This window comes from Aeromonas sp. QDB34 (assembly GCF_027705405.1).
Lineage (GTDB): Bacteria > Pseudomonadota > Gammaproteobacteria > Enterobacterales > Aeromonadaceae > Aeromonas > Aeromonas hydrophila.
In genome coordinates, this window is the sequence record NZ_JAPDBT010000006.1 from 200,793 (window position 1) to 224,177 (window position 23,385).

General features: G+C 62.9%; 27 protein-coding genes, 1 tRNA gene and 1 other annotated feature. Of the genes, 23 read left to right on the forward strand and 5 right to left on the reverse strand.

Going from position 1 to position 23,385, the window contains the following annotated elements; genetic code table 11:
• Positions 1-26 precede the first annotated feature (26 nt).
• The 4 genes from OKC29_RS11095 to OKC29_RS11110 all read right to left on the reverse strand — a co-directional run bounded on the left by OKC29_RS11095 (position 27) and on the right by OKC29_RS11110 (position 2,586).
• Positions 27-923 (reverse strand): DMT family transporter, encoded by an 897-nt coding sequence (locus OKC29_RS11095; protein WP_073349135.1) that lies wholly within the window; start codon positions 921-923, stop codon positions 27-29.
• A 91-nt stretch (positions 924-1,014) separates the two neighbouring features.
• Complete coding sequence (locus OKC29_RS11100) at positions 1,015-1,158, reverse strand: hypothetical protein (RefSeq protein WP_162847498.1); 144 nt, start codon at positions 1,156-1,158, stop codon at positions 1,015-1,017.
• A 146-nt stretch (positions 1,159-1,304) separates the two neighbouring features.
• Positions 1,305-1,381 (reverse strand) — tRNA-Arg (locus OKC29_RS11105).
• Between the two features lie 50 nt (positions 1,382-1,431).
• Complete coding sequence (locus tag OKC29_RS11110; protein ID WP_016349806.1) at positions 1,432-2,586, reverse strand: flagellar assembly protein FlgT; 1,155 nt, start codon at positions 2,584-2,586, stop codon at positions 1,432-1,434.
• A 194-nt stretch (positions 2,587-2,780) separates the two neighbouring features.
• Here OKC29_RS11110 and OKC29_RS11115 point away from each other — a divergent pair, with 194 nt between their 5' ends.
• Both OKC29_RS11115 and OKC29_RS11120 read left to right on the forward strand, forming a co-directional pair.
• On the forward strand, positions 2,781-3,401 hold the full coding sequence (locus OKC29_RS11115) for a FlgO family outer membrane protein (RefSeq protein WP_039215697.1): 621 nt from the start codon (positions 2,781-2,783) through the stop codon (positions 3,399-3,401).
• 15 nt (positions 3,402-3,416) lie between these two features.
• On the forward strand, positions 3,417-3,848 hold the full coding sequence (locus OKC29_RS11120; RefSeq protein WP_011705018.1) for an LPP20 family lipoprotein: 432 nt from the start codon (positions 3,417-3,419) through the stop codon (positions 3,846-3,848).
• Between the two features lie 101 nt (positions 3,849-3,949).
• On the opposite strand, the gene pheA is transcribed toward OKC29_RS11120, so the two are convergent.
• A complete protein-coding gene (gene pheA / locus OKC29_RS11125) occupies positions 3,950-5,122 on the reverse strand; it encodes a prephenate dehydratase (protein WP_011705019.1) in 1,173 nt (390 codons plus the stop codon).
• Between the two features lie 38 nt (positions 5,123-5,160).
• Positions 5,161-5,296, reverse strand: a sequence feature (Phe leader region).
• A gap of 168 nt (positions 5,297-5,464) precedes the next feature.
• Here pheA and OKC29_RS11130 point away from each other — a divergent pair.
• The 21 genes from OKC29_RS11130 (at position 5,465) to galE (ending at position 23,257) form a co-directional block, all read left to right on the forward strand.
• Entirely contained in the window at positions 5,465-6,064 is a 600-nt protein-coding gene (locus OKC29_RS11130; RefSeq protein WP_011705021.1) for an HAD family hydrolase, read from the forward strand.
• A gap of 25 nt (positions 6,065-6,089) precedes the next feature.
• Positions 6,090-6,368 carry a DUF6482 family protein gene (locus OKC29_RS11135; protein WP_073349139.1) on the forward strand — a complete coding sequence of 93 codons (279 nt, stop codon included), beginning with the start codon at positions 6,090-6,092 and terminating at the stop codon, positions 6,366-6,368.
• Positions 6,369-6,413: 45 nt separating this feature from the next.
• Positions 6,414-7,286: a hypothetical protein gene (locus OKC29_RS11140; RefSeq protein WP_011705023.1), complete on the forward strand. Its 873-nt coding sequence runs from the start codon at positions 6,414-6,416 to the stop codon at positions 7,284-7,286.
• 95 nt (positions 7,287-7,381) lie between these two features.
• The gene (locus OKC29_RS11145; RefSeq protein ID WP_024945692.1) at positions 7,382-7,930 is read left to right on the forward strand and encodes a DUF3157 family protein; all 549 of its coding nucleotides are present in this window, start codon (positions 7,382-7,384) and stop codon (positions 7,928-7,930) included.
• A gap of 183 nt (positions 7,931-8,113) precedes the next feature.
• The gene (locus OKC29_RS11150) at positions 8,114-8,743 is read left to right on the forward strand and encodes an outer membrane beta-barrel protein (protein WP_016349813.1); all 630 of its coding nucleotides are present in this window, start codon (positions 8,114-8,116) and stop codon (positions 8,741-8,743) included.
• Positions 8,744-8,915: 172 nt separating this feature from the next.
• Positions 8,916-9,860, forward strand: a complete 945-nt coding sequence (locus OKC29_RS11155; RefSeq protein ID WP_011705026.1) for a YbgA family protein — start codon at positions 8,916-8,918, stop codon at positions 9,858-9,860.
• A gap of 63 nt (positions 9,861-9,923) precedes the next feature.
• Positions 9,924-10,811, forward strand: a complete 888-nt coding sequence (locus tag OKC29_RS11160; RefSeq protein ID WP_073349141.1) for a MerR family transcriptional regulator — start codon at positions 9,924-9,926, stop codon at positions 10,809-10,811.
• Positions 10,808-12,229 (forward strand): deoxyribodipyrimidine photo-lyase, encoded by a 1,422-nt coding sequence (gene phrB / locus OKC29_RS11165; RefSeq protein WP_073349143.1) that lies wholly within the window; start codon positions 10,808-10,810, stop codon positions 12,227-12,229. Before OKC29_RS11160 ends, phrB begins: the two co-directional genes overlap by 4 nt.
• Before the next feature lies 1 nt (position 12,230).
• The gene (locus tag OKC29_RS11170; protein WP_073349145.1) at positions 12,231-12,659 is read left to right on the forward strand and encodes a nuclear transport factor 2 family protein; all 429 of its coding nucleotides are present in this window, start codon (positions 12,231-12,233) and stop codon (positions 12,657-12,659) included.
• Positions 12,656-13,390, forward strand: a complete 735-nt coding sequence (locus OKC29_RS11175) for an SDR family NAD(P)-dependent oxidoreductase (RefSeq protein ID WP_073349147.1) — start codon at positions 12,656-12,658, stop codon at positions 13,388-13,390. The genes OKC29_RS11170 and OKC29_RS11175 overlap by 4 nt, the downstream gene beginning before the upstream one ends.
• Positions 13,390-14,649: an NAD(P)/FAD-dependent oxidoreductase gene (locus OKC29_RS11180; RefSeq protein ID WP_073349149.1), complete on the forward strand. Its 1,260-nt coding sequence runs from the start codon at positions 13,390-13,392 to the stop codon at positions 14,647-14,649. The genes OKC29_RS11175 and OKC29_RS11180 overlap by 1 nt, the downstream gene beginning before the upstream one ends.
• Positions 14,646-15,428 (forward strand): DUF1365 domain-containing protein, encoded by a 783-nt coding sequence (locus OKC29_RS11185; protein ID WP_073349151.1) that lies wholly within the window; start codon positions 14,646-14,648, stop codon positions 15,426-15,428. The genes OKC29_RS11180 and OKC29_RS11185 overlap by 4 nt, the downstream gene beginning before the upstream one ends.
• Complete coding sequence (locus tag OKC29_RS11190; protein WP_073349153.1) at positions 15,428-16,684, forward strand: SAM-dependent methyltransferase; 1,257 nt, start codon at positions 15,428-15,430, stop codon at positions 16,682-16,684. The genes OKC29_RS11185 and OKC29_RS11190 overlap by 1 nt, the downstream gene beginning before the upstream one ends.
• A gap of 20 nt (positions 16,685-16,704) precedes the next feature.
• Positions 16,705-17,166, forward strand: a complete 462-nt coding sequence (locus OKC29_RS11195) for a DUF2878 domain-containing protein (protein WP_232091010.1) — start codon at positions 16,705-16,707, stop codon at positions 17,164-17,166.
• Positions 17,163-17,381 (forward strand): TIGR02450 family Trp-rich protein, encoded by a 219-nt coding sequence (locus OKC29_RS11200; protein ID WP_011705034.1) that lies wholly within the window; start codon positions 17,163-17,165, stop codon positions 17,379-17,381. The genes OKC29_RS11195 and OKC29_RS11200 overlap by 4 nt, the downstream gene beginning before the upstream one ends.
• A 16-nt stretch (positions 17,382-17,397) precedes the next feature.
• Entirely contained in the window at positions 17,398-17,889 is a 492-nt protein-coding gene (locus OKC29_RS11205) for a chalcone isomerase family protein (protein ID WP_073349154.1), read from the forward strand.
• Complete coding sequence (locus tag OKC29_RS11210; RefSeq protein ID WP_073349155.1) at positions 17,889-18,443, forward strand: DUF3833 domain-containing protein; 555 nt, start codon at positions 17,889-17,891, stop codon at positions 18,441-18,443. The genes OKC29_RS11205 and OKC29_RS11210 overlap by 1 nt, the downstream gene beginning before the upstream one ends.
• A 124-nt stretch (positions 18,444-18,567) precedes the next feature.
• Positions 18,568-19,035: a Dps family protein gene (locus OKC29_RS11215; protein ID WP_011705037.1), complete on the forward strand. Its 468-nt coding sequence runs from the start codon at positions 18,568-18,570 to the stop codon at positions 19,033-19,035.
• A gap of 327 nt (positions 19,036-19,362) precedes the next feature.
• Positions 19,363-21,012 (forward strand): hydroxylamine reductase, encoded by a 1,650-nt coding sequence (hcp, locus tag OKC29_RS11220; protein WP_073352358.1) that lies wholly within the window; start codon positions 19,363-19,365, stop codon positions 21,010-21,012.
• Positions 21,013-21,126: 114 nt separating this feature from the next.
• Positions 21,127-22,146 carry a hybrid-cluster NAD(P)-dependent oxidoreductase gene (locus OKC29_RS11225; protein WP_073349156.1) on the forward strand — a complete coding sequence of 340 codons (1,020 nt, stop codon included), beginning with the start codon at positions 21,127-21,129 and terminating at the stop codon, positions 22,144-22,146.
• An 85-nt stretch (positions 22,147-22,231) separates the two neighbouring features.
• Positions 22,232-23,257 (forward strand): UDP-glucose 4-epimerase GalE, encoded by a 1,026-nt coding sequence (galE, locus tag OKC29_RS11230; protein ID WP_073349158.1) that lies wholly within the window; start codon positions 22,232-22,234, stop codon positions 23,255-23,257.
• The last annotated feature ends 128 nt before the right edge of the window (positions 23,258-23,385 follow it).

Here is a 23,385-nt window from a genome sequence, read left to right on the forward strand (position 1 = left end):
AGGGCTGACTGTCGAGGGGGATTGGCTTATGGCTGCGGTGCCGGGGCTTCCTGCAGCTGGCGGGCAGGGGGCTTGCCCAGCATGCCGAGCAGGGCGCCACCCATGATGAGGGCGCCGGCCAGCAGGTGACGGGGGGTGAGCTGCTCGCCATTGAGCAGCACCAGCAACAGCGTACTCAACAGCGGCGTCAGATAGGCCAGCGCCCCGATCCGGCGCGGATCCCCGTCCCGCAGCGCCAGATACCAGGTGACGAAAGCCGCCCCCATGGGGCCGAGCGCCAGCCCGATGATGAGGCCCCAGTCACCGGCCGGGATGTGGGCCACCGGCAGCGGTCCCTCCAGCAGCCAGGCCAGCAGCAGCGCCAGCAGCCCGGCGGGCAGGCAGGCTGCCGCCGTCATCACCGCCGGGGCTGGCGGCAGCCGGCGCGACAGCACCGAGTAGGCGCCCCAGACGATGGCGGCCCCAAGCGCCAGCAGATAGCCCGGCAGATAGGCCTGTTGCAGTTGCAGCTCGCCGTTCACCATCACCAGTACCGAGCCAGCCAGGCCCAGGGCGCCGGCCAGCAGGTGACGGCCGTGCAGCGGGTGGCCCGGCAGCAGCAATGGGGTGAACAAGATGATGCACAGCGGCCACAGGTAGTTGATGAGGTTCGCCTCCAGCACGGGGGCATGGCGAAAGCTCATGAACAATAGCAGGTGGTAGAGCAGCAGGGCACTGATGGTCACCAGCCAGTTGACCGGACGAGCCCGCCACTGACGCCAGAACGGCAGGGCTCCCACCCCGCAGAAAAACAGCACCAGTCCCACCAGCACCAGCGGCGACACGCTGGTAACCCGGGAGGTGAGCGCCGCCAGCGAGGCCCACAGCACTATGGTCAGCAGCGCCAGTCCGGTGGACTTGTCCCACCACGAAGCAGCAGACATCCAACACTCCTTTGCAGATGAATGAACAAAAAGAGGGCCAGTCTAGCAGACCGGCCCTCCCTGGTGGCCATACCTCGGTGTGGCGACGGGATTATTTGCTGTCAGCCACCGCGCTGCTGATGGCTGGCAACTGCTGGCGACGCACGCCCCAGATGATAAGCGCCAGTACCAGCAGGGGCAGCAAGGGATCAAACCAGGTGCCGCCAGAACCAAACAGCAGGTTCAGCAGCGCCACGCCACGGGGCTGGCAGGTTAGTTTGGGCAGGCATGGTTGTGGCGGGATGCGGGGCGGCTGACGTGACTGCAATCAGCCGAATGGCGGCCTTGGCCTGAAACGAGCAAGGGGTTGGCATCGTGATGATGCCAACCCCTTGTTTTGTATGGCGCTCCCGACTGGAGTCGAACCAGTGGCCTGTCCCTTAGGAGGGGACCGCTCTATCCTACTGAGCTACGGGAGCCTTGTGGCGGGCATTATACAAGAAGCCGCTCCCTTTTAAACCCTTGATTCTTATTCCAATACTGCCAGATCCCCGATCTGGATGTTAAACGGCGAATATTTGTTCTGGCTGCTGATGATGGCGCCATCCTCGAACACCTGCACCACTTCGAACAGGCCGTCGGCGGGGTTGCGCATCATGCGCGACTTGCCATAGGGGTCGATGAAATCGGCATCGTGCTGGATGCGGAACTGATCCCCGAGCCGGACGCCGTTGCGGCGGCCCAGATTGATATGGGGGCCGCGCTCGTTCTGGCCGACCACCCGGGCGGTGACCGGGGCGCAGCTGAGCTGGGCCACCAGATCCTGCACCGCTTCCTGCAACTGGTAGTTGACCTCCTGGCCGTAGCTAGACTGCCAGAACTGGCCGCTGCTGCTGCCCACCTGATCCCGCTTGGCAAAGGTCCAGTTGGCCCGGCCTTGGTATTCCTTGCGGCCGAGCAGGCTGCCGTTGATGCCGTCGAACAGATAGAGCTGCATGCGAAAGTTGCGGATGGGGTCTTCATACCAGCTGGTCAGCTGGTTGCCCTGCGGTTCGAGGGAGAGATCGTCGATGCTGCCGAGCACCAGATACTGGCTGTCGGTGCGCAGGCTGAGCGCCTTGATCTCCTCGAGGGCGCTGCGATCCCCCTGTTGCAGGTGGAGCGGGTCGATGCGCAGGTTTTCGTCCAGCCACTGGCGTACGGCCACCCCTTGCGGCGCGTTGGCCAGGGCCTCGAACATGCGGCGTGACAGGTTGGCGGGCATGTCGTCGAGGGCGCCGTAGCTCGCCTGCTCGGGATAGCGCAGCCGCAGCCGTACCAGCGTCAAATCCTTGGCGTAGTGCTGGGTCTGGCAGATCTGGCGCTCGGCCTGGATGTCGGCCTGTACTGTTATATACATGCGGCCGTTGCGCACCTCTTCCCGCTTGAGCCGGTACTGGCGAATGTCGCCGCCGGAACGGATCTGGATCTGCTCGGAGCGCAGGCTGCCGTTTTCCAGGCGCTGGATGCTGGAGACGGCGGCGCCGCTGGCCAGCAGAGCCTGCCGCAGGGCATCGCGGGTCGCCTGCTCGCGGGCGTAAACCTCGTCTCCGCCCAGGATGGCGGCACTGCCCTGCGCCTCGATGATCTCGGCTCGGGCCGACAGACTGGCCAGCAGCAGGGTTAACAGCAGCGGTAATTTCATGACAAGCACCTTGAATATGCGGGTCGGCGTGATTCACCCCTGTCGAAGCGAGGTCGCCGGCCGATACAGATCACAGAACCGTGCCGGTTGCACAGCACACGCGAATATTTAGCAAGATCCATGCCTCATTCCCGGCTCAAGCTTTGGCCGGTCGAACCGATAACAAATCAGGTGCAGATACAGGAAAGGTATCCATGAACAAACTCATCACGGCGTTGGCGCTCGCCCTGGCATTGGCCGGCTGCGGCTCCGACCCCATCAACCGGGAGCAGGGTGATCCTCGTCAGGCGGCGCAGGGGATGGAACTCAACTGGCTGGTGGCGCGCATGACCGATCAGCTGATGGAGCGCAAGTCGCTCTCCACCCTGACCGAACCCATCGCGGTCTCCTCTTTCGTCGATCTCGATACCCTGCAGGACACCAACTGGATGGGGCAGCAGATCGAGGAGAGCTTTATTTACGAGCTGAACCGGCGCGGGGAAGTGGTGGTGGATTTCAAGCTGACCGGCAGCATCAAGGTCACCCCGCAGGGGGACTTCGTGATGAGCCGCAACTATCGGGATCTCTCCCCCCGGCTGCCCATCTCCCGCATCCTGACCGGCACCTTCAGCCGCAACAAGCAGGGGATCCTGGTCAATGCCCGCATCATCGACCTGCGTACCAAGATGGTGGAGACCACGGCCCAGAGCCTGATCCCGCAACAATACCTGTTCGGTGCCAACAATTCGTTTGGCCGGGCCTCGATCAACCGCGGTTACCTGATGCGTGACAGCCAGGCGCGTCCCGGCGGCCATCTGGTCAATCTGACGCCCTGACAAGGAGTAGATGCAATGAAAATCCTGTTCGGATGCCTGCTGGCCCTGCTGCTGACGGCGTGCAGCGGCGGCAATCGGGTGGTCAACTATGGCGGCGGCAACAACAAGCCGGATGACTTCCCGGTGCTCAAGGCGGTCGGTTACGCGGTGATCGACATCCAGCCCGGTCCGTCCCAATCCGAGAAGATGCTGCAGGCCATCCGCGCTTCCAAGATGGATGCCTATCGGGAGCTGGCGGAACAGCTCAACGGCCAGCAGGTGCGTGGCCAGAGCAGCTACAAGGACTTGACCCAGACCTCCAACTCGCTGGACGTGTCGGTAGCCGGCATGGTGCGCGGCGCCAGGGTGGTGGCCTCCTATCCCCGCGGCAACACCTATGCCACCGAGATGGAGCTCGATACCCGCGCCCTCTACAACATCAACCAGCTGATGGCGGGCCAGTTCTGACGGCGTGCACGCGAAGAATGGACGACAAAAAGGCGACCCCGGTGGGTCGCCTTTTTCATTGGCGGTGTCGGCCGCCCAAGCCTGGCTGATTGCAGCGCTGGCTAGTTGCCCAGCAGCACCGGCGGCACGGCGGTCGGCTTGACGTCTTCGCTCGGGTAGCAGCCGAGCACCTTGATGTAGCGGGTGATCTTGGTCAGCTCCATCAGCGCGGCCTGCATGGCCGGAGTCTGCAGGTTGGCGGAGACATCCAGGTAGAACATCTCCTCCCACGGGTTGCCCTGCACCGGGCGGGACTCGAGCTTGGTCATGTTGATCTCGTTGCTGCGCAGCACCAGCAGCGCCTCCACCAGCGAGCCCGGTTTCTGGGAGGTGGACATGATGAGGGTGGTCTTGGCCGGGATCTGCGGTGCCACGTCGATGGGCTTGCGTGCCACCACGATGAAACGGCTGTAGTTCTCTTTCTGGTTGGCCAGCTGCTCGGCCAGCACGTCCAGCCCATACAGCTCGCCGCCGGCGGCGCTGCCGATGGCCGCTGCCTCCGGGCTCGCCAGTTCCTTCACCTTCATCATGGCGCTGGAGGAAGAGTCGCAGATCTCGTGGCGCGCCCCTTCCAGCTTGCTGAGGTAATGGGAGCACTGCTGGAATACCTGCGGGTGGGCATAGAAGGTCTTGATGCGGCCCAGTTCGGTCGGCACGGCGGTGAGGATGCAGTGCTCGATGGGGTAGGTCAGCTCACCGACGATGGAGAGGCTGGTGTGCTGCATCACGTCGTACACCTCGTTGATGGAGCCCGAGCTGGTGTTCTCGATGGGCAGCACGCCGAAGGCGGCACGGCCCGACTCCACCGCATCCAGCACCTCGCGGAAATTCTGGCAGTTCACCTCGATCACCTGATCCTTGTAGCGGGCCAGGTACTTGCGGGCGGCGAGACTGGAGTAGGAACCGCGCGGCCCCAGGTAGGCGACGCTGGTCATCGGCTCCTGCTGCTCCGGGTTGAGCAGGCTCTGCAGATAGGCCTGCTGGGAGAGTACCGAGTCTTCGATGATGGTGTGGTAGATGCGGGTGATGTACTGGGCGTCCAGCCCCAGCACACGCCCTTTCTGGATCAGGGCGACCAGCAGATCCTGCTCGCGCTGGGGATCGCGGATCGGGCGCGGGTTGGCCTGCTTGGCGCGGGCGACCTCGATGCTGAGGGTCTTGCGTTTGGCCAGCAGGGCGAGCAGCTCCTGATCCAACTGGGTGATGTCTTGTCTGATCTCGTCGAGCGTTGCCATGATGGTTCCCTATCCAAGTAATCGATTGTGGTGGCTGCAAAAAAAAAACCTCCGCTAGGGGAGGCTCGATTCGTCTTTGCTTTCTGTTTACGCGAGTGCTTCACGTGACGACGGGCCTTCCCTCATGAGGGCCGGATAAACGAGAAAGCAAAAAAGAATGGTGCGTGCATGAGTGTGTCCTTGAGGTAACGCCATAACCATTAAGGGATTTGACCGTGCGATGCAAGTAAAACTTGCCCGGGGGAGGCGAACGGGGCAGGGTAGGGGCGTGAGCCTGCGGGGCAAAATAGGGTAAAACGGACCCGCTTGCTGTCGTAATGATGCAGATAGCTGGAGGTGAAGATGGCGATTATTTTCGATCTGGGACGGGTGGTGGTGAGCTGGGATCCGGTCGGTATCGTGCGCTCGGTACGCGGGGAGCACGGAGCGGAGCAGCTGGCGGAGCGGCTGTTCAACCACCCGGACTGGCTGGAGGTGGACCGCGGCACCCTGTCGCTGCACACCATGGCCCGCCAGGCCGAGCATCGCACCGGGCTGAGCGCCGCCGAAAACCTGGCGATTTTGCAGGCGGTGCCCGCCTCGCTGGTGCCGGATCCCGCTATGCTGAGCCTGATAGAGAGCCTGCATGGGGCGGGTCATACCCTCTACGCACTCTCCAACATGGGTCATGCCAGCATCGACTGGCTGGAACAGCATCAGCCCTTCTGGCGTTTCTTCAGTGGCAAGGTGGTGTCGGCAAGGGTACGGATGATGAAGCCGGAGCCGGATATCTACCGCTATCTGCTGGTATCGTTCGACTTGCAGGCCGAGCAGTGCCTGTTCATCGATGACAGCCCGGCCAACGTGACTGCCGCACAGGCGTTGGGGATCGGCGGCCTGGTGTTTACCGATGCATACAGTTGTCGCCAGCAACTGGTGGCGCAGGGTTACCTGCCCGCCTGAATGGCAGGATGTAGAGGGAGAGGGTATGGAGCATGGCCGGTTTCGCAATTGGCTCAGTCACTATCCGGACGCGGGGCTGCTGATCGCCTGTCTGGATGGCAGCGGGTATCAGCTCTGCGTCGAGGCCGACGGCGAGATGCAGTGTCTCACCGACAGCGGAGGGGGCCGGCTGACCTTTGTCTCCCTCGAGCAGGCGGAGGGATTTCTGCGCATGCATCAGGTTCATCAGGCGAAACTTCGGATTTATGATGCTCAGCTGGATGAAAATGAAACTAATTGGCATGAAATTATCATTAAATTCTGATTTATCCCTGCCCTTTAAGGGTTTATTCAGGATTGTTGCAGCACAATGGCGCCCAATTCATCATCCGGTGCCGTCGTTATGGATGCCAATATCGTTGTGCTGAATCGGGGATACGATCAGACCTTTCAGACCAGGGAACAGTCACTTATCGAGACCCTGGCTGGCTACGGCGAACTGGCGGTCTCCTTCTCCGGTCGACTGGAATCCTGCTACAGCATGGACCTGTGCCGCGCCAGCGGTATCCGGATCCGGGCCATCACCCTGGACAGCCCGACCCGCAGCCGCAAGGAGGTGGCGCGCGCCAAGCGCTACTGCCAGCGTTACGGCATCGAGCAGCGGGTGATCAAGACCGATGAGATGATCTTCTGCGATCACCTGCGCCACCTCAACGAGGTGATCGACCCGGTGCGCTACATCTGCCACCTCACCGCGCTGGAAACCGACTGGAGCCACCTGCCCATGCTGCTGCCGGCGCCGGTGGAGGAGCTGCAGGAGTATCTGCGTCGTTTCGGCAGCCTGCCGACCAATACCCTCTGGCTGTTCGCCAAGCAGGGCATGACCCACAGGGACTTTCGCTACGGCTTCAACAAGCGCCAGCTTGGGCGCTGGGGCAAGAGTGCCCACGGCTGCTTGAGCTACCGTTTTTCCGACCCCGAGCTGGTGGAGCGCCGTCATCTGCGGATGGTGGACATGGCGGAGCAGATGCTGGCCGACATGGGGCTGGAGGAGGCACAGGTGTTCTTTCATACCCTCGCCGATCGGGCCACCACCTTGGCCCGGGTGCGGGTGCCAGCCCGGCTGCGGGCGCAGGCCTTCGATCTGCAGCCGGATATCCTCACCGCCCTCAAGAGCACGGCCTTCGATCTGGTGACGCTGGACATGGCGGCGGAAGAGGAGCGGCAAGAGCTGGTGGTCTAGGCAACCGAGGGCAGGAACGTGAGTGCGGTCATAGGCAAGCCGGGACGGACTCTTTATACTGACGCCCTTTTCCATCGACGCCGAGTCATCACCCTATGAAACCCTTGTCCCGTCTGCTGGTTGCCCTCTGCCTCTCACCCCTGCTGGTGCAGGCCGCTCCGCTCACCCAGGTGACCCTGCCGGATGGCCGCCAGGTGCAGCTCAACGATGACTTCACCTGGGAATACCTGCTGCTCAAACCCGCCGCCGACGGCAGCGCGGTGCAGGGCACGGTGGCCGTGCCGGTGCTGACCGAGCAGGCGATGAGCAACCCCGAGCTGCTGGCTCAGGCCGTCAAGGACGGGATCGGCGTCAAGCTGGCCAAGGTGGAGGGCTCGGATCCTCTGCAACTGCAATTCATGGTGAGCAACACCGGCACCCGCAATGTGGTACGGGTGCGCGGCAGCGTCACCCTGTTCAGCGAGCAGGGGGCCCAGCTGGCCAAGCAGGAGGCCCGCTTCTGGGTCGGCGAGAACCGCCTGCCGGAGTCCTATCTGCGCAAGGGGCAGCAGCGCCCCTCCATGGTGCTGGAGGTGCCGCGCCCGGCCGGCCTCACCGGCAAGCCCCTGGTGCGGGTCGAGATTGAGGAAGTGGAGTTCCGCTGATCCCTCATGCAACAGGCTCCTTCGTGGAGCCTGTCTTGATTGTTAACCCGGTAACCACCTGCAACAGTTGCTTACATCTGACATGATTTGGCAACAGCTTGCCGCTCGGCATTTCTCCCCGCCCTCTGCACAATGACCCCATTCCAGCTAGGTCCCAACTAGCTCAACGATGGAGTCATCAAAATGAAAAAAGCTGCACTTTCAGTTCTGGTTCTGGCCGGTTTCGCTTCCACTTCCGCTCTGGCTGAGGATGCCTTCAGCTACGCCAAAGGCGGCCTGACCTGGGCGCACACCAAGTCCGATTACATCGGCGGCAAGGATAGCAACAACCGCGACTTCGGCGGTCTGAACCTGGACCTCTCCAAGAGCTTCGGTTCCAACTTCTACGGTCGTCTGGGCAGCGAGTACACCTCCCGCAACGATGGCAACGACAGCATGGGCATCTCCAGCCTGGGTCTGGGTGTCTACACCCCGCTCAGCACAGGTCTGAACCTGTATGGAGAAGCGGGCCTGATGGGTTACACCATGGAGCGTCAGGTGGCTGCCAACGTCAAAGACAGCGGCTGGGACGTGATCACCCGCAAGAACAGCGGCAGCATGTACGGTGAAGCCGGCCTGCGCTACGACATCGGCGCGGTCGAACTCTCCACCGGCTACCGCTACGCCAACATGACCGACGACATGCACGACTTCAAAGTGGGCGCCGCCTACAAGGTGAGCCAGAACCTGGCCCTCACCGCCGACTACACCTATCGCAAGTGGGACCTGCAACAGGGCTCCATCACCAGCTTGGGTGTGAAGTACAGCTTCTAATCATCCTTCCTGTAGTGTCTTCATTTTTACCCATGACTTCGGTCATGGGTTTTTTCATTTCCGGTTGATCCACCCTTCACCCTTGTGCCGTATCAGTCCGCAATAGTTATACGACTTCCAATTTTTTGTATAACTGCTATAACTGATTCAGACTTATACAAGGAGTGATGGTATGTACAAGATCAAGGTTGGTATCAGCGCCTGCCTGCTGGGACAGGAGGTACGGTTCGACGGGGGCCACAAGCGTTCCAGCTTCTGCGAGCGGGATCTCGGTGCCCACTTTGACTATCACCCCGTCTGTCCCGAGATGGCCATTGGCCTGGGGGCACCCCGCGCCGCGATCCGGCTGGTCAAGCGCCACGGCGAGATCCGTGCCGAGGCGAGCAACGGCAGCTTCGACGTCACCGAGAAGCTGATTGCTTTCAGCGAGCAGAAGGCGCGCCAGCTCGACTTCATCTCCGGCTACATCCTCTGCGCCAAATCCCCCAGCTGCGGCATGGAGCGTGTGAGAATCTATGGCGCCAACAACGAGGGGAGTGCCAAGGAGGGGGTCGGCCTGTTTGCCAAGGCGCTGATGGAGGCCAATCCCCTGCTGCCGGTGGAGGAAGATGGCCGTCTGTGCGATCCCATCTTGCGGGAGAACTTCGTGCTGCGGGTCTTTGCCTACCACGACTGGCAGCAGCTCTGTGCGCGCGGCATCACCGCCTCTGCGCTGATCCGCTTCCACTCCCGCTACAAGTATCTGGTGCTCTCCCACGCCACCACCCACTACCGGGCGCTTGGCAAGCTGCTCGGCAATCTGGCCAAGGCCGACCTGCAGCAGGTGGCCGACAGCTACATCAAGGGGTTGATGGCGGCGCTGACTTTGCGGGCCAACCGGCGCAGCCACACCAATGTGCTGATGCACCTGCAGGGCTACTTCAAGCGGGTGCTGACCCCGGCCCAGAAGCAGGAACTGTGCGACACCATCGACAAGTACCGCACGGGCGTCTTTCCGCTGCTGGTGCCGCTCACCCTGATCCGCCACTACCTGCGCGAGTACCCCAATCCCTATCTCGCCGAGCAGGTGTACCTCAATCCCCATCCCGACACGCTGAAACTGCGCTACGGGCTCTGAATATCCTGTGCAGGCCCCGGCGGATGGCCGGGGCCTCTCCCTCAACCTTTGCTGGATGCCGTTATGTCTGATTTACCGCACGCCGCTTCTCCTTCGCCGGAGGAGGGGATCTACCCCATTCGCGAGGTTTCCCGCCTCACCGGCGTCAACGCCGTGACCCTGCGCGCCTGGCAGCGCCGCTACGGGCTGGTGCAGCCGGCCCGTACCGAGAAGGGCCACCGCCTCTACAGCGAGCAGGATATCCGCCAGATCGGCGAGATCCTGAGCTGGCTGGAGCGGGGAGTGAGTATCGGGCAGGTGAAGGGGCTCTTGAGTGAACCCCATGCCCAGCCGGTGAGCGATCACTGGCAGCAAACCCTGGAGCAGTTCAGTCAGGCGCTGCTCGCCTTCAACCAGCGCAAGGCGGAGGCCGAGCTGAATGACCTGCTGGCGAGCTACCCGTTCGAACTGGTGCGCAGCCGGGTGCTGCAGCCGCTGGTGGAGCGGCTGCTCGGGCTGTGGCGCGAGCGGCCCGATGGCGAGCTGCTGCAACAGGTATGGCTGGGTTGGCTGCATACTCGCTTCGCCCGCCACCTCATCGAGCAGGAGAAGGGCGTACCGGTCACCTTGGCGAGCTGGGGACAGGTCGGCCCGCTCGATCTGGTCTGGGCCGCTTACGAGCTGATCGGTCAGGGTCATGAGGTGCAGCTGCTGGGGGCGGTGGAGCCGCGCCATGCCAGCCTGCTGGAGGGGCGCGCCGTCACCCCCTGGCTGGTGCTGCTGGGGGCCGGCCTTGGCAAGCAGGAGCTGGCTGCCGACTGGCCAGCCGGTACCCGCTTCTTTGGTGAGCTGGGGCGCCTCTACGATGGCGAGTGGCTGCAAGCCCACGGCTGGCAGGCAAGCCTTGCCGAGGCGATGGCGGGCAGGCCCGCAGCGGGTGGCGCCAGCGGATGCGGGAGGAAAAAATCATGAAGCTGGTCTGGTTTCGCAATGATCTGCGCCTGGCAGACAACCCGGCGCTGCGGCATGCCTGCGCCGGTGATGAGCCGGTGGCCGCGCTCTTTATCCTCTCCCCCACCCAGTGGCAGCAGCATAAACTGGCCCCCGTCCGTCAGCGCTTTGTGCTAGCCCAGGTTGAAGTGCTGGGCCGCGAGCTGGCGGCGCTCGGCATCCCGCTCCATCTGTTGCGAGTGGAGACTTTTGCCGAGGTGCCGGCGGCGCTGGCAGATCTTTGTCGCGAGCTGGGCGTAACCCAGCTCTACGCCAATCAGGCCATCGAGATCGATGAGCAGCGTCGGGATCAGGCCGTCAGCGCCGCGCTGGCGGAGCAGGCGGTGGGTTGCCACTGGCTAAACGGCTGCTGCGTGCTGCCGCCTGGGCGGGTGCTGACTGGCTCTGGCGAGATGTTCAAGGTTTTCACTCCCTTCAGCCGCGCCTGGCTCAAGGCCCTCGACGAGGATGGTTTCGTCATTCATCGCGCGCCCACGGCCCGCGGTGAGCCGCTGCCGTGGCAGCCGCTGACGGAGCGGGACTTCGTTGATGCCGCCCTTGGCGAACTGACGGCAGAGCCCCGCTGGCCGGTGGGGGAAGCCGAGGCCAGCCGCCGTCTGAATGATTTTCTGGAGCAGGCGGTGCTCGATTATGGCGAGACCCGGGATTTTCCTGCCATAGCGGGTACCTCCGTGCTCTCTCCCTATCTGGCGGCGGGCATCATCAGCCCGCGCCAGTGCGTGGCTGCGCTGCAGCAGCGACTCGGTTACCGGCCCCAGTCGAAGGCTCAACCCGGCTTTGTCTGGCTCAATGAGCTCATCTGGCGCGAGTTCTATCGCCACCTGTTGGTGCTGATCCCGACCCTTTCCATGAATCGGCCCTTCAAACCGGAGACGGCGGCCCTGCCGTGGAGCTGGGATCCGGATGCCTTCGCCGCCTGGTGTGAGGGACGTACCGGCTATCCCATCGTCGATGCGGCGATGCGCTGCCTCAACGCCACCGGCTGGATGCACAACCGGCTGCGGATGATAGTGGCGAGTTTTCTCACCAAGGATCTGCACATCCATTGGCGGCTTGGGGAGGATTATTTCATGAGCCGCCTGATCGACGGCGATCTGGCGGCCAACAACGGTGGCTGGCAGTGGGCGGCGGGCACAGGCGCCGATGCGGCGCCCTATTTCCGGGTGTTCAACCCCACCACTCAGGGGCAACGGTTTGATCCGCAAGGGGAGTTCATTCGTACCTGGGTCTCTGAGCTGGCTGATCTGCCTGCCGCCTATCTGCATCAGCCCCACGACTGGTTGCGGCTCAAGGGGCGACACGATTATCCGGCCCCCATGGTGGACCACGCCGTTGCCCGGGTGAGAGCCATCGAGATGTTTCGCGCCCTGGAGAAATAGCATGGATGAGTCGCTGGCCCGCTTTGTGGCCCTCTATCAGCAGCTAAGCAGAGACGAGCTGCACCGTTTGCCGGAGGTTTACTCAAACGAGGTGGTTTTTACCGATCCTGCTCACCGCATTGAGGGGCTGGCGGCGCTCACCGACTATTTTGCCGTCCTCTATCAGCGTCTGGCCTACTGCCGTTTCGTCATCACCAGCCAGCTGCTGCAGGGGCGCCAGGCCTGGCTCGGCTGGACCATGACTTTCTCCCATCCCAGATTGCGTGGCGGTGCGCCGGTGACGGTGGAGGGGGCAACCCGCCTGGAGTTCGATGAGGCGGGCAAGGTGTGCCTGCATCGCGACTACTTCGATCTGGGCGCCATGCTCTACGAGCAGTTGCCGCTGATAGGCCCCCTGGTGCGCACCATCAAGGGGAGGCTGGGCGCATGAGTGGCGGCAGGGTGCTGATTACCGGAGCCACCTCGGGCATCGGCTTTCAGCTGGCGCTCGATTATCGGCGTGCAGGCTGGCAGGTGTGGGGTTGTGGTCGCGATGGCGAGCGGCTGCTGGCACTGGGTCGTCACGACATCACACCGCTGCAGTTTGACGGGCGCGATGCAAGCGCCGTGAGCGAGGCGGCCGCCTGCTTGCCGCAGGTTGATCTGGTGATCCTCAATGCCGGCAACTGCGAGTATATGGATGTCGCCGAGGGGTTTGACGGCGCCCTGTTTGCTAGGGTCATCGAGACCAACCTCGTTGCCACCGGTCATGCCCTGGCCGCTTTTTTGCCGCTGCTCGGGGCGGGCGGGCGCCTTGCCATCGTCAGCTCGTCGGTAAGCTGGCTGCCGCTGCCCAGGGCCGAAGCCTATGGCGCCTCCAAGGCGGCCCTCGACTATCTGGCGGATACCTTGCGTCTCGATTTGGCCGGCAAAGGGATTGGCGTGACCCTGATCCGCCCCGGTTTCGTGGCGACGCCGCTCACCGCTAAAAATGATTTTGCCATGCCCTGCCTGGTGACGGTGGAAGAGGCTTCCCGCGCCATCATGGTGGGGCTCGCCGCCAGTCGTCACCAGATCCACTTTCCCCGCCGTTTCATCTGGCTGCTGCGCCTGCTCGGCGCGCTGCCGACGGGGCTCTGGCTGCGCCTTGGCCGCGCACTCGTATCGAAAGGACGCCCTTAATGAAGAAAAAGATCGCCATCGTCGGTTCCGGCATTTCAGGTCTCACCGCCGGTTTCCTGCTCCACAAGCTGCACGACATCACCCTGTTTGAGGCGGCGCCGACCCTGGGTGGCCACACCGCCACCGTCGACGTCCACCAGGCGGGGCGAAGCTATGCCATCGACACCGGCTTCATCGTCTTCAATGACCGCACCTACCCCAACTTCCTGCGGCTGCTCGAGCGGATCGGGGTGGCGCGGCAGCCGGCCGAGATGAGCTTCTCGGTGAAAAGCTCGCAGGGGCTGGAGTACAACGGTCACAACCTGGATACCCTGTTTTCCCAGCGCAGCAACCTGTTGAGCCCCCGTTTCTACGGCTTCGTCGCCGAGATCCTGCGCTTCAACCGCGAGGCGCGGGCTTGGCTGGCCGATGGTCAACATCAGGGCGAGGGCCCCGAGCTGACCCTGGGGGATTTTCTGCAGGTGGGGGAGTTCAGCGACTACTTCGCCCGCCACTACATTTTGCCGATGGGGGCCGCCATCTGGTCGTCGACCCTGGCCGATATGCGCGCCTTTCCGCTGGGCTTCTTCCTGCGCTTTTTTGCCAACCACGGGCTGCTCGAGGTGGCCAACCGGCCTCAGTGGTACGTGATCCCTGGCGGCTCGCGGGAATATATCGGCCCGCTGACGGCCGGCTGGCAGGCTCACATTCGTCTGGCCTGTCCGGTGCAGGGGATCCGGCGCCAGGCGGACGGCGTGCTGATCCAGAGCAGCTACGGCGAGGAGCGGTTTGACGAGGTGATCCTCGCCTGTCACAGCGATCAGGCGCTGGCGTTGCTGGCGGATCCGGGCGAGCGGGAGCAGGTCATTCTGGGCGCCATGCCCTATCAGGCCAACGACGTCTGGCTGCACACCGATGTGCGCTGCCTGCCGGTGCGCCGCAAGGCGTGGGCCAGCTGGAACTATCAGCTGGGCGAGGATGACGGGGCGCGGCCGCTGGTGAGCTACAACATGAACATACTGCAGGGGGTGAGCTCGCCGCAGCCCTTCTGCGTCAGCCTCAATCCCCAGGGCAAGGTGGACGAGAGCAAGGTGCTGCGCCGCTTCGTCTATCACCATCCGGTGTTCAATCAGGCCGCCATCGCCGCCCAGCAGCGGCGCGCCGAGATCTGCGGCCAGCAGCACACCCACTTCTGCGGTGCCTACTGGTACAACGGCTTTCATGAAGACGGGGTGCGCAGCGCGCTGGACGTGGCCAGACGGTTCGGGGCCGAGCTATGAAGGGTGCAGTCCTGAGCGGCCAGGAGGCGAGTGCCGAGGCCATGACCGGCACCCTCAGCGCCATCTGGCAGGGGTCGGTGCGCCATCGCCGTTTCGCCCCCCGCGCCCACGCTTTCTCCTACAACCTCTTCATGCTGGGGCTGGATCTCGACGAGTTGGCCACGCTCGACAAGGGGCGCTGGTTCGGGGTGGAGCGAGCAGGTCTGCTCTCGTTTCGCCGTGACGACTACCTGCGCGGCAGCGAGGGGCCGCTCAAGCAGGCGGTGTGGGAAAAAGTGAGCGAACTGGGTGGCGATGCCGAGCCCGAGGGGCGGGTGCTGCTGCTCGGCAACGTGCGCTGTCTGGGCTTCTACTTCAGCCCGGTCAATTTCTACTTCTGCTACCGGCAGGGGGGGGCGCGCTATCTGCTGGCAGAAGTGTCGAACACCCCCTGGAACGAGCGCCACTACTACCTGCTGGATCTGGCGGCGCTGGCCCCTCACGACAAGGATTTTCACGTCTCTCCCTTCATGGGGCTGGCGATGCGCTATCACTGGCGCATTCGTCCGCCCACGCAGGAGACACTGATCCACATCGAGAGTCATCCCGTATCCGGGGAGGCCAAGCTGTTTGACGCCACCCTGGCGCTGCGCCGGGCGCCGCTGTCGCGCAAGGGGCTGGTGGCCCTGCTGGCCCGCTGGCCCTGGATGACCATGAAGGTGCTGCTCGGGATCTACTGGCAGGCCCTGCGTCTTTTTATCAAACGAACACCCATCTTTACCCATCCGGAGAGCCGCTAATGGAACTTGTGCAATCAACCCTCTCTGCCTCTTTCATCGACAAGGGGGCCAGGCAACTGCTGCTCAATCTGCTGGGGCGCCTCGAACACGGCCAGCTGCTGCTGCGGGATGGCGCTGAGCGCCACAGTTTTGGCGTGGCGGGCACCGACCTGCACGCCGAGCTGGTGGTGCAGGATCCGGCCTTCTATCGCCGCCTGCTGCTGGGGGGCAGCATCGCCGCCGGAGAAACCTGGGTGGAGGGGCTCTGGACCAGCCCGGATCCGGTGGCACTGGTGCGGCTGCTGGCCCGCAATCTGACCCTGCTCGACTCCCTCGAACGGCGCCTCGGCTGGCTCAGTTTTCCCTTCAACAAGGTGCGCCACTGGCTCAATCGCAATACCCTGACCGGTTCGCGCTCCAACATCGCCGCCCACTACGATCTCGGCAACACCCTCTATCAGGGTTTTCTCGACAGCCACATGCAGTACTCGAGTGCCATCTACCCCCATGCAGAGGCCAGCCTGGAAGAGGGACAGCAGGCCAAGCTGCGCACCATCTGCGAGCGGCTGGCGCTCGGCCCTGACGATCATCTGCTGGAGATCGGCACCGGCTGGGGCGGCCTCGCCGTCTATGCGGCCCGTCACTACGGCTGCCGGGTGACCACCACCACCATCTCCCGGGCCCAGCACGATTACGCCAAGGAGTGGATTGCGCGGGAGGGGCTGGGAGATCGCATCACCTTGCTGCTGGAGGACTATCGCAAGCTGGAGGGGACTTACGACAAGCTGGTTTCCATCGAGATGATCGAGGCGGTGGGGCACGCCTTCCTGCCCGATTATTTCCGCCAGCTGTCGCGGCTGCTCAAACCCGGTGGTCGCCTGCTCATTCAGGCCATCACCATCGCCGATCAGCGCCATGCCCAGTATCTGCGCGGGGTTGATTTCATCCAGCGTTACATCTTCCCCGGCGGCTGCCTGCCGAGCGTCTCCCAGATGGCGGGGCTGCTGGCGCGCGAGACCGACATGCAGCTGGTGCGGCTGCACGATCACGGCCACCACTATGCCCGCACGCTGGCTGATTGGTGCGAGCGCTTCCTGGCGCTGGCGCCCGAGCTGCCAGCCCTCGGCTACAGCCAGGACTTCATCCGCTTGTGGCACTTCTATTTCGCCTACTGCGAGGGGGGGTTCTGGGAGCGCACCATCAGCCTGGTGCAGCTGGAGGCGGCCAAACCGGGCCCACTCGGCTGGAGTGGGGATCTGCCTGTCGGCGGGCACTGATCATGTGACAGTGGGCCCATCTGCTGGGGTTCAACCTCTACTGGTTGCTGGCGGTGAAGTGGCAGCAGCCGGGCCCGCTGATGGCACTGTTGCTGCTTCATTTTCTTTTTTCTCCCTGCCGCTGGCACGACTGGCGGCTCATCCCGGTCGCTCTTGCCGGCAGCCTGCTCGATGCCTTGCTCTGGCTGCTCGGGCTGTTTTATTTCAACACCGGTTTTCCGCTCTGGCTGGTGCTGCTCTGGTGCGGTTTTGCCCTGACCCTCTCCCACGGCCTGCGTTGGCTGCGGCCCTTGCCGCGCTGGCAGCAGGGGCTGTTCGGCATGGTTGGGGGTGCCTCCTCTTATGTGGCGGGTGCTGCCATGGGGGCAGTACACTTACCTTGGGGCATCGGGATCAGTGCGGTACTGCTGGCGGTGATCTGGATGTGGTGGTTACCCGTACTCCTGTGGGTAACGGTCAAGCTGGAGGGTGAAGCGAGATGAACACCTTTTCGACCGACACCTTGTTGTTTTCCAAATGGACCAAAGAGAGCCGGCACGAGTTGACCGAGCGTTTCTATCTGGTGGTGGCCTGTCAGCGCGATGCGCAGGGGCAGCTGCAGCAGGTGGTGATGCAGGACATCAACACGCTGCTGGAACAGGAGATGGACTGGCATGAACTCGAAGATCCTGCCCATTGGCACATGGGGTGGAATTAGCCTGCTGCTGGCAGGCTTGAGCCTACCACTGACCCCTTTCGCCCAGACCGGGCAAGCCCTGGTTACTCCCTGGCAGCAGCTGCAGCCGGTCGGGCGCGGCGAGATGAGCTGGCTCTGGTTCAAGCTCTATGACGCCACCCTCTACAGCGAGAACGGCCACTATCGGCCGGGTCACTATCCTCAGGCACTCAGCCTCACCTACGCCAGAGCCATAGAGCGGGACGATCTGTTGAGCGCCACCGCCGCCGAGTGGCAGCGACTAGGAATTGGCAGCGAGCAGCAGCGCCAGGGCTGGCTTGGTCAGCTCGCCGCGCTCTGGCCCGATGTCCAGGCGGGTGACCGGCTTACCTTCTATGTCGACAGGGGCGGCGCGGGCCATTTCTGGTGGCGGGACAAGCCGCTTGGCACCCTCGCCGATCCGCAATTTTCGGCGGCCTTTCTTGCCATCTGGCTGACACAAGGGAGCCGCGATCCGGCGCTTACCCGCCGTCTGCGGGGAGAGCGCTGATGCAGAAGGGATTCATGAAATACATCCACGCCTGTCGCTACCTGCTGTTGTTGCCGCTGCTGCTGGCTGGTTGCGGCAGCAGTCTGGAGGATTATCGCGGTCAGGGCCCCGAGTGGGATCTCGCTCGCTTTTTCAATGGCAAGCTGACGGCGCACGGTCTGGTGACCGATCGCAGCGGCGAGGTGACCAGCCGTTTTCGGGTGGAGATGCGCGGGCACTGGCAGGGGGACAAGGGGGAGCTGTTCGAGCAGTTCTACTTTGACGATGGGCGCCAGCAGACCCGCACCTGGTTTTTGAGCAAGGGGGCGGATGGCCACTGGCGCGGCACGGCGGCTGACGTGGTGGGGGAGGCGGTAGGCAAGACGGCAGGCTTTGCCCTCAACTGGCGTTATCAGCTCGATCTGGCGCTGCCTGACGGCAGCGTGGTGCGGGTGAGTTTCGATGACTGGATGTATCTGCTGGATGAAAATCGCCTGCTCAACCGGGCTGCCATCAGCAAGTTCGGCATCCAGCTGGGGGAGGTGCTTCTCTACATCGAGCGTCAGCCTGAATGAGCCGCCTAGTCCGGCCTACAACGGGGATGATAGCCGCGCTCTATCAATCAGTTAGATCTTAACTATTACCTTTTGAGTCTGATGGGTTCTAAGATGACCAGGTCGTCAAATCTGGAGGTGAAACATGAAGAGTCCGATTGGTCTTGATACCGTTCAATCACAAGCGCTGGCCGCCGAGCTGAACAAATTGCTGGCCAGCTACCAGATCCTTTACATGAACGTTCGCGGCTTCCACTGGAACATCCGCGGCAACCAGTTTTTCGAGCTGCACCTGAAGTTCGAAGAGATTTACAACGACCTGCTGCTGAAGGTCGATGCGCTGGCCGAGCGCATCCTGACCCTGGATGGCGTGCCGCTGCACAGCTTCAGCGACTACCTGAAAGTTTCCGCCATTCCCGAGCAGAAGGGGTTGCATGACGGTCGTGCCTGCGTCGAATCCCTGCTGGAGAGTTTCCGCGAACTGCTGGTGGCCCAGCGCCGTATTCTGGGGCAGGCCGCCGATGCCGGTGATGAAGGTACTGCGTCCATTCTCTCCGACTATGTGCAGCAGCAGGAGAAACTGGTCTGGATGCTGCGTGCTTACCTGGCCTGATAACCAACCAAGCCGGATGCTGCGGAGCATGCTGGCCTGATAGTTAACCAAGCCGGACGCTGCGAAGCATGCCGGCTTGATGAAGCGAAGGGCTGGACCTGCCTGACCAGATGCCAGCCCGACCCGTTCCATTATCGTGTTCTGTTGCAAACCTGAGTTGTCTCTCCTTTTATCCACCCGCTTGCCGCCCTGTTTGGGCGGCTTTTTTGTTTTTGATCTGCATCAATGAAAATTGAATTGGCAAATTGAATGCCTATTAAGTTCTGAGCCGTAGGAATAGAATCGCCACAAAACAAACAACTGAAATGTCCAATTAGGAGAGGCATGATGTTTTGTGTGCAATGTGAACAGACAATTCGTACCCCGGCAGGCAACGGCTGCGCCTATGCACAAGGTATGTGCGGCAAGACGGCTGAAACTTCTGATCTGCAGGATGTGCTGATCTATACCCTGCAGGGGCTCAGCGCCTGGGCGCTGGCCGCCCGCGAGCACGGCATCGTCGACAGCGAGATCGACGCCTTCGTGCCCAAGGCCTTCTTCGCCACCCTCACCAACGTCAACTTTGACTCCGCCCGCATCGTGGCTTATGTCAACCAGGCGTTGACCTATCGTCAGCAACTGGCCGCCAAGCTGGCACCGCTGGCGGTACAGGCCGATGCACTGCCCGCTGCCGCCCGTTTCGAGCCGGGTGCCGATCTGCTGGCCCAGCTGGCTCAGGCGCCGCAGACCGCAGTCAACCGTGGCAAGAACGAGGTCAACGAAGACATCATGGGGCTGCGCTTGCTCTGCCTCTACGGCCTCAAGGGCGCCGCCGCCTACATGGAGCATGCCCGGGTGCTGGATCAGCAGGATGCCGGGGTAGCCGCCGAATTCCATCGCATCATGAGCTGGCTCGGCACGGATCCGAGCGATCTGGATCCGCTGTTCAAGTGCGCCATGGACATTGGCCTGCTCAACTTCAAGATCATGGAGATGCTGGATCTCGGTGAAACCACCGCCTTCGGCCACCCCGAGCCGACCCAGGTACGCGTCACTCCGGTACCGGGCAAATGCATCCTGGTCTCCGGTCACGACATGGTGGATCTCAAGCTCATCCTGGAGCAGACCAAGGGCACCGGCATCAAGGTCTACACCCATGGCGAGATGCTGCCGGCGCTGGCCTACCCCTTCTTCAAGCAGTACCCGCACCTGGTGGGCAACTACGGCTCCGCCTGGCAGAACCAGCAGAAGGAGTTTGCCAACTTCCCGGGCGCTGTGGTGATGACCTCCAACTGCATCATCGACCCGAACGTGGGCAACTACTCGGATCGCATCTTCACCCGCTCCATCGTCGGCTGGCCGGGCGTGACCCATCTGGAAGGGGAAGATTTCTCCGCCGTGATCGCCAAGGCGCAAGCGCTGGAAGGCTTCAAGCACGTTGAGCTGGAGCACTTCATCACCATCGGCTTTGCCCGCAACGCCCTGATGCAGGCTGCCCCGGCGGTGATCGACAAGGTCAAGGCCGGCGAAATCAGCCACTTCTTCCTGGTCGGTGGTTGTGACGGTGACCGTGCAGAGCGCGCCTACTACACCGAATTTGCCAAGGCGATCCCGCAGGACAGCCTGCTGCTGACCCTGGGCTGCGGCAAGTACAAGTTCAACAAGCTCGACTTCGGCGACATCGGCGGCATTCCCCGTCTGCTGGATGTGGGTCAGTGCAACGATGCCTACTCCGCCATCCAGCTGGCGCTGGCGCTCTCCGAGGCGTTCGAGTGCGGCGTCAACGATCTGCCGCTGACCCTGGTGCTCTCCTGGTTCGAGCAAAAAGCCATCGTCATCCTGCTCACCCTGCTGGCGCTGGGTGTGAAGGACATCCGTACCGGCCCGACCGCTCCGGCCTTCCTCACCCCGGCCCTGCTCAAGGTGCTGGAGGAGCAGTTCGGCCTGAAAGGAACCACCACGGCCGAAGCCGATCTCGCCGAGATCCTGGTGGCCTGAGCTGCGCCACATCCGCCTTACACGCTCAGCATGTTGTAAGCCTTTGGCGAGCCTGATGGCTCGCCTTTTTTTAACGACACCTGTCCAACATTTTTCAGCAAGAGGAGCCTTGCGATGACCTCCACCTCTCTCACCCTCAGGTGCATCGGCCGCCGGGCGGATACCCACGACGTGGCGAGCTGGCAGTTCGTGCCGCAGACGGGCAGCCTGCCTGCCGTGCTGGCTGGCCAGTGCGTGACGTTGCACACCGAGATTGACGGCAAGCCCCACTGCCGTGCCTATACCCTCTCCTCCAGCCCGCAGGATGCCTGCTGGCAGGTCACCATCAAGGATGTCGGACTGGTCTCCCACCATCTGCACCAGACCCTGCAAGTGGGGGACGAGATCCGGGTCGATGGCCCCTTCGGCGACTTCAACCTGACTGCCTTGCCCTGCGAGCGGCCGCTGCTCTTGAGTGCCGGCTCCGGCATCACCCCCATGTGGGCCATGCTGCGGGACGAGCTGGCCAAACGGCCGGACGCCGACATCCGCTTCATTCACAGTGCCCGCTCGCCGGAGGATGTGATCTTCTCAGACGACCTGGCTGCGCTGGCCGCAGCCCATTCCTGCGTGCGCCACGCGTTAGTGCTGGAGCAAGTACGGGAAGAGGCGCCGACGGCTTATCCCTGGGTTGGCCGGCTCACACCGGAGATGCTGAGGGAATTGGCGCCGGATTTGCTCGCGCGCCACATCTATCTGTGCGGGCCTGCCCCCTACATGACCGCAGTCTGCACCATGCTGGCGGAGCTGGGCCTGCCGGCAGCGCAGTTGCACCAGGAGTCATTCGGTCTGCCTGCTGCTACATCGAGTGCGGCGCCAGTTGCGGCCGGCAGCGACCACTTCTGGCTGACCCTCAAAAAGAGCGGCAAGAAGGTGAAGATCCTGCCGGGTCAGACCCTGCTGGCGGCGCTGGAGGGGGCGGGGGAGACCATGATGGCGGCCTGCCGTGCCGGGGTGTGCGGGGCCTGCCGCTGCACCACGGAAGGCGAAATCGAGCGCCAGAGCGTAATGACCCTGAGTGCGCAGGATCTCGAGCGCGGGGTGGCACTGGCCTGTTCCTGCACCGCCAGCGGGGATGTCAGCGTTGACTATTGAGGGCGTCATTGGCATCCCGCTCTTTTCCTGAGAAGGCTGGGCGGGTAGACTCTGCCCCCAGTTTCAGTCGAACACGGGATACATAATGACAATTCTGGTCACAGGGGGCGCCGGCTATATCGGCTCCCATACCCTGGTTGAACTCTTGAACGTCGGGCAGCAGGTCGTGGTGCTGGACAACCTCTCCAACTCCTCCCCCGAATCGCTCAAACGGGTCGAGCGGATCACCGGCAAGCCGGTCATCTTCGTCGAAGGGGATGTGCTGGACCGGGCCTGCCTGCAGCAGCTGTTTGCCGCCCACCAGATCGAGTCGGTGATCCATTTCGCCGGGCTCAAGGCCGTCGGCGAGTCGAGCCAGATCCCGCTCACCTACTACCAGAACAACATCACCGGCACCCTGGTGCTGTGCGAAGAGATGGCCAGGGCCGGGGTGTTCCGGCTGGTATTCAGCTCCTCGGCCACCGTTTACGGCGATCCTGCCTCGGTACCGCTGCGGGAAGATTTCCCCACCAGCGCCACCAACCCTTATGGCCGCTCCAAGCTGATGGTCGAAGAGATCCTGCGCGATCTCGCCAAGTCCGATGCCCGCTGGGCCATCGTGCTGTTGCGCTATTTCAACCCGGTCGGTGCCCACGAGAGCGGTCTGATTGGTGAAGATCCCAACGGCATTCCCAACAACCTGCTGCCTTATATCAGTCAGGTCGGCGTGGGCAAGCTCAAGGAACTGGGGGTGTTTGGCAACGACTACCCGACGCCGGACGGTACCGGGGTGCGCGACTACATCCATGTGGTGGATCTCGCCATCGGTCACCTCAAAGCGCTGGCGCGCATCGCGTCGGATACCGGGGTCTTTACCTACAACCTGGGCACCGGTCAGGGCTATTCGGTGCTGGAGATGATCAAGGCATTTGAAGCGGCCAGCGGTCGCACCATTCCCTACCAGATCAAGCCCCGTCGCCCCGGCGACATCGCCGAGTGCTGGGCCGAACCGCACAAGGCCCGTGCCGAGCTGGGCTGGCAGGCCGAGCGCGGTCTGGAGCGGATGATGGTGGATACCTGGCGCTGGCAAAGCCAGAACCCGAACGGTTATGGTCCTGCTGCGAAGCCGTGATCAAGGGTCATGCGCTGCTCTTCGCTTTGCTGACAGCTTCTCGCAACGGCCCATCAGGCCTGATGGTTTGCAGCATGAATAGCAAAACGCCCCGGCATGCCGGGGCGTTTTTTTATGTGCAGAAGCGG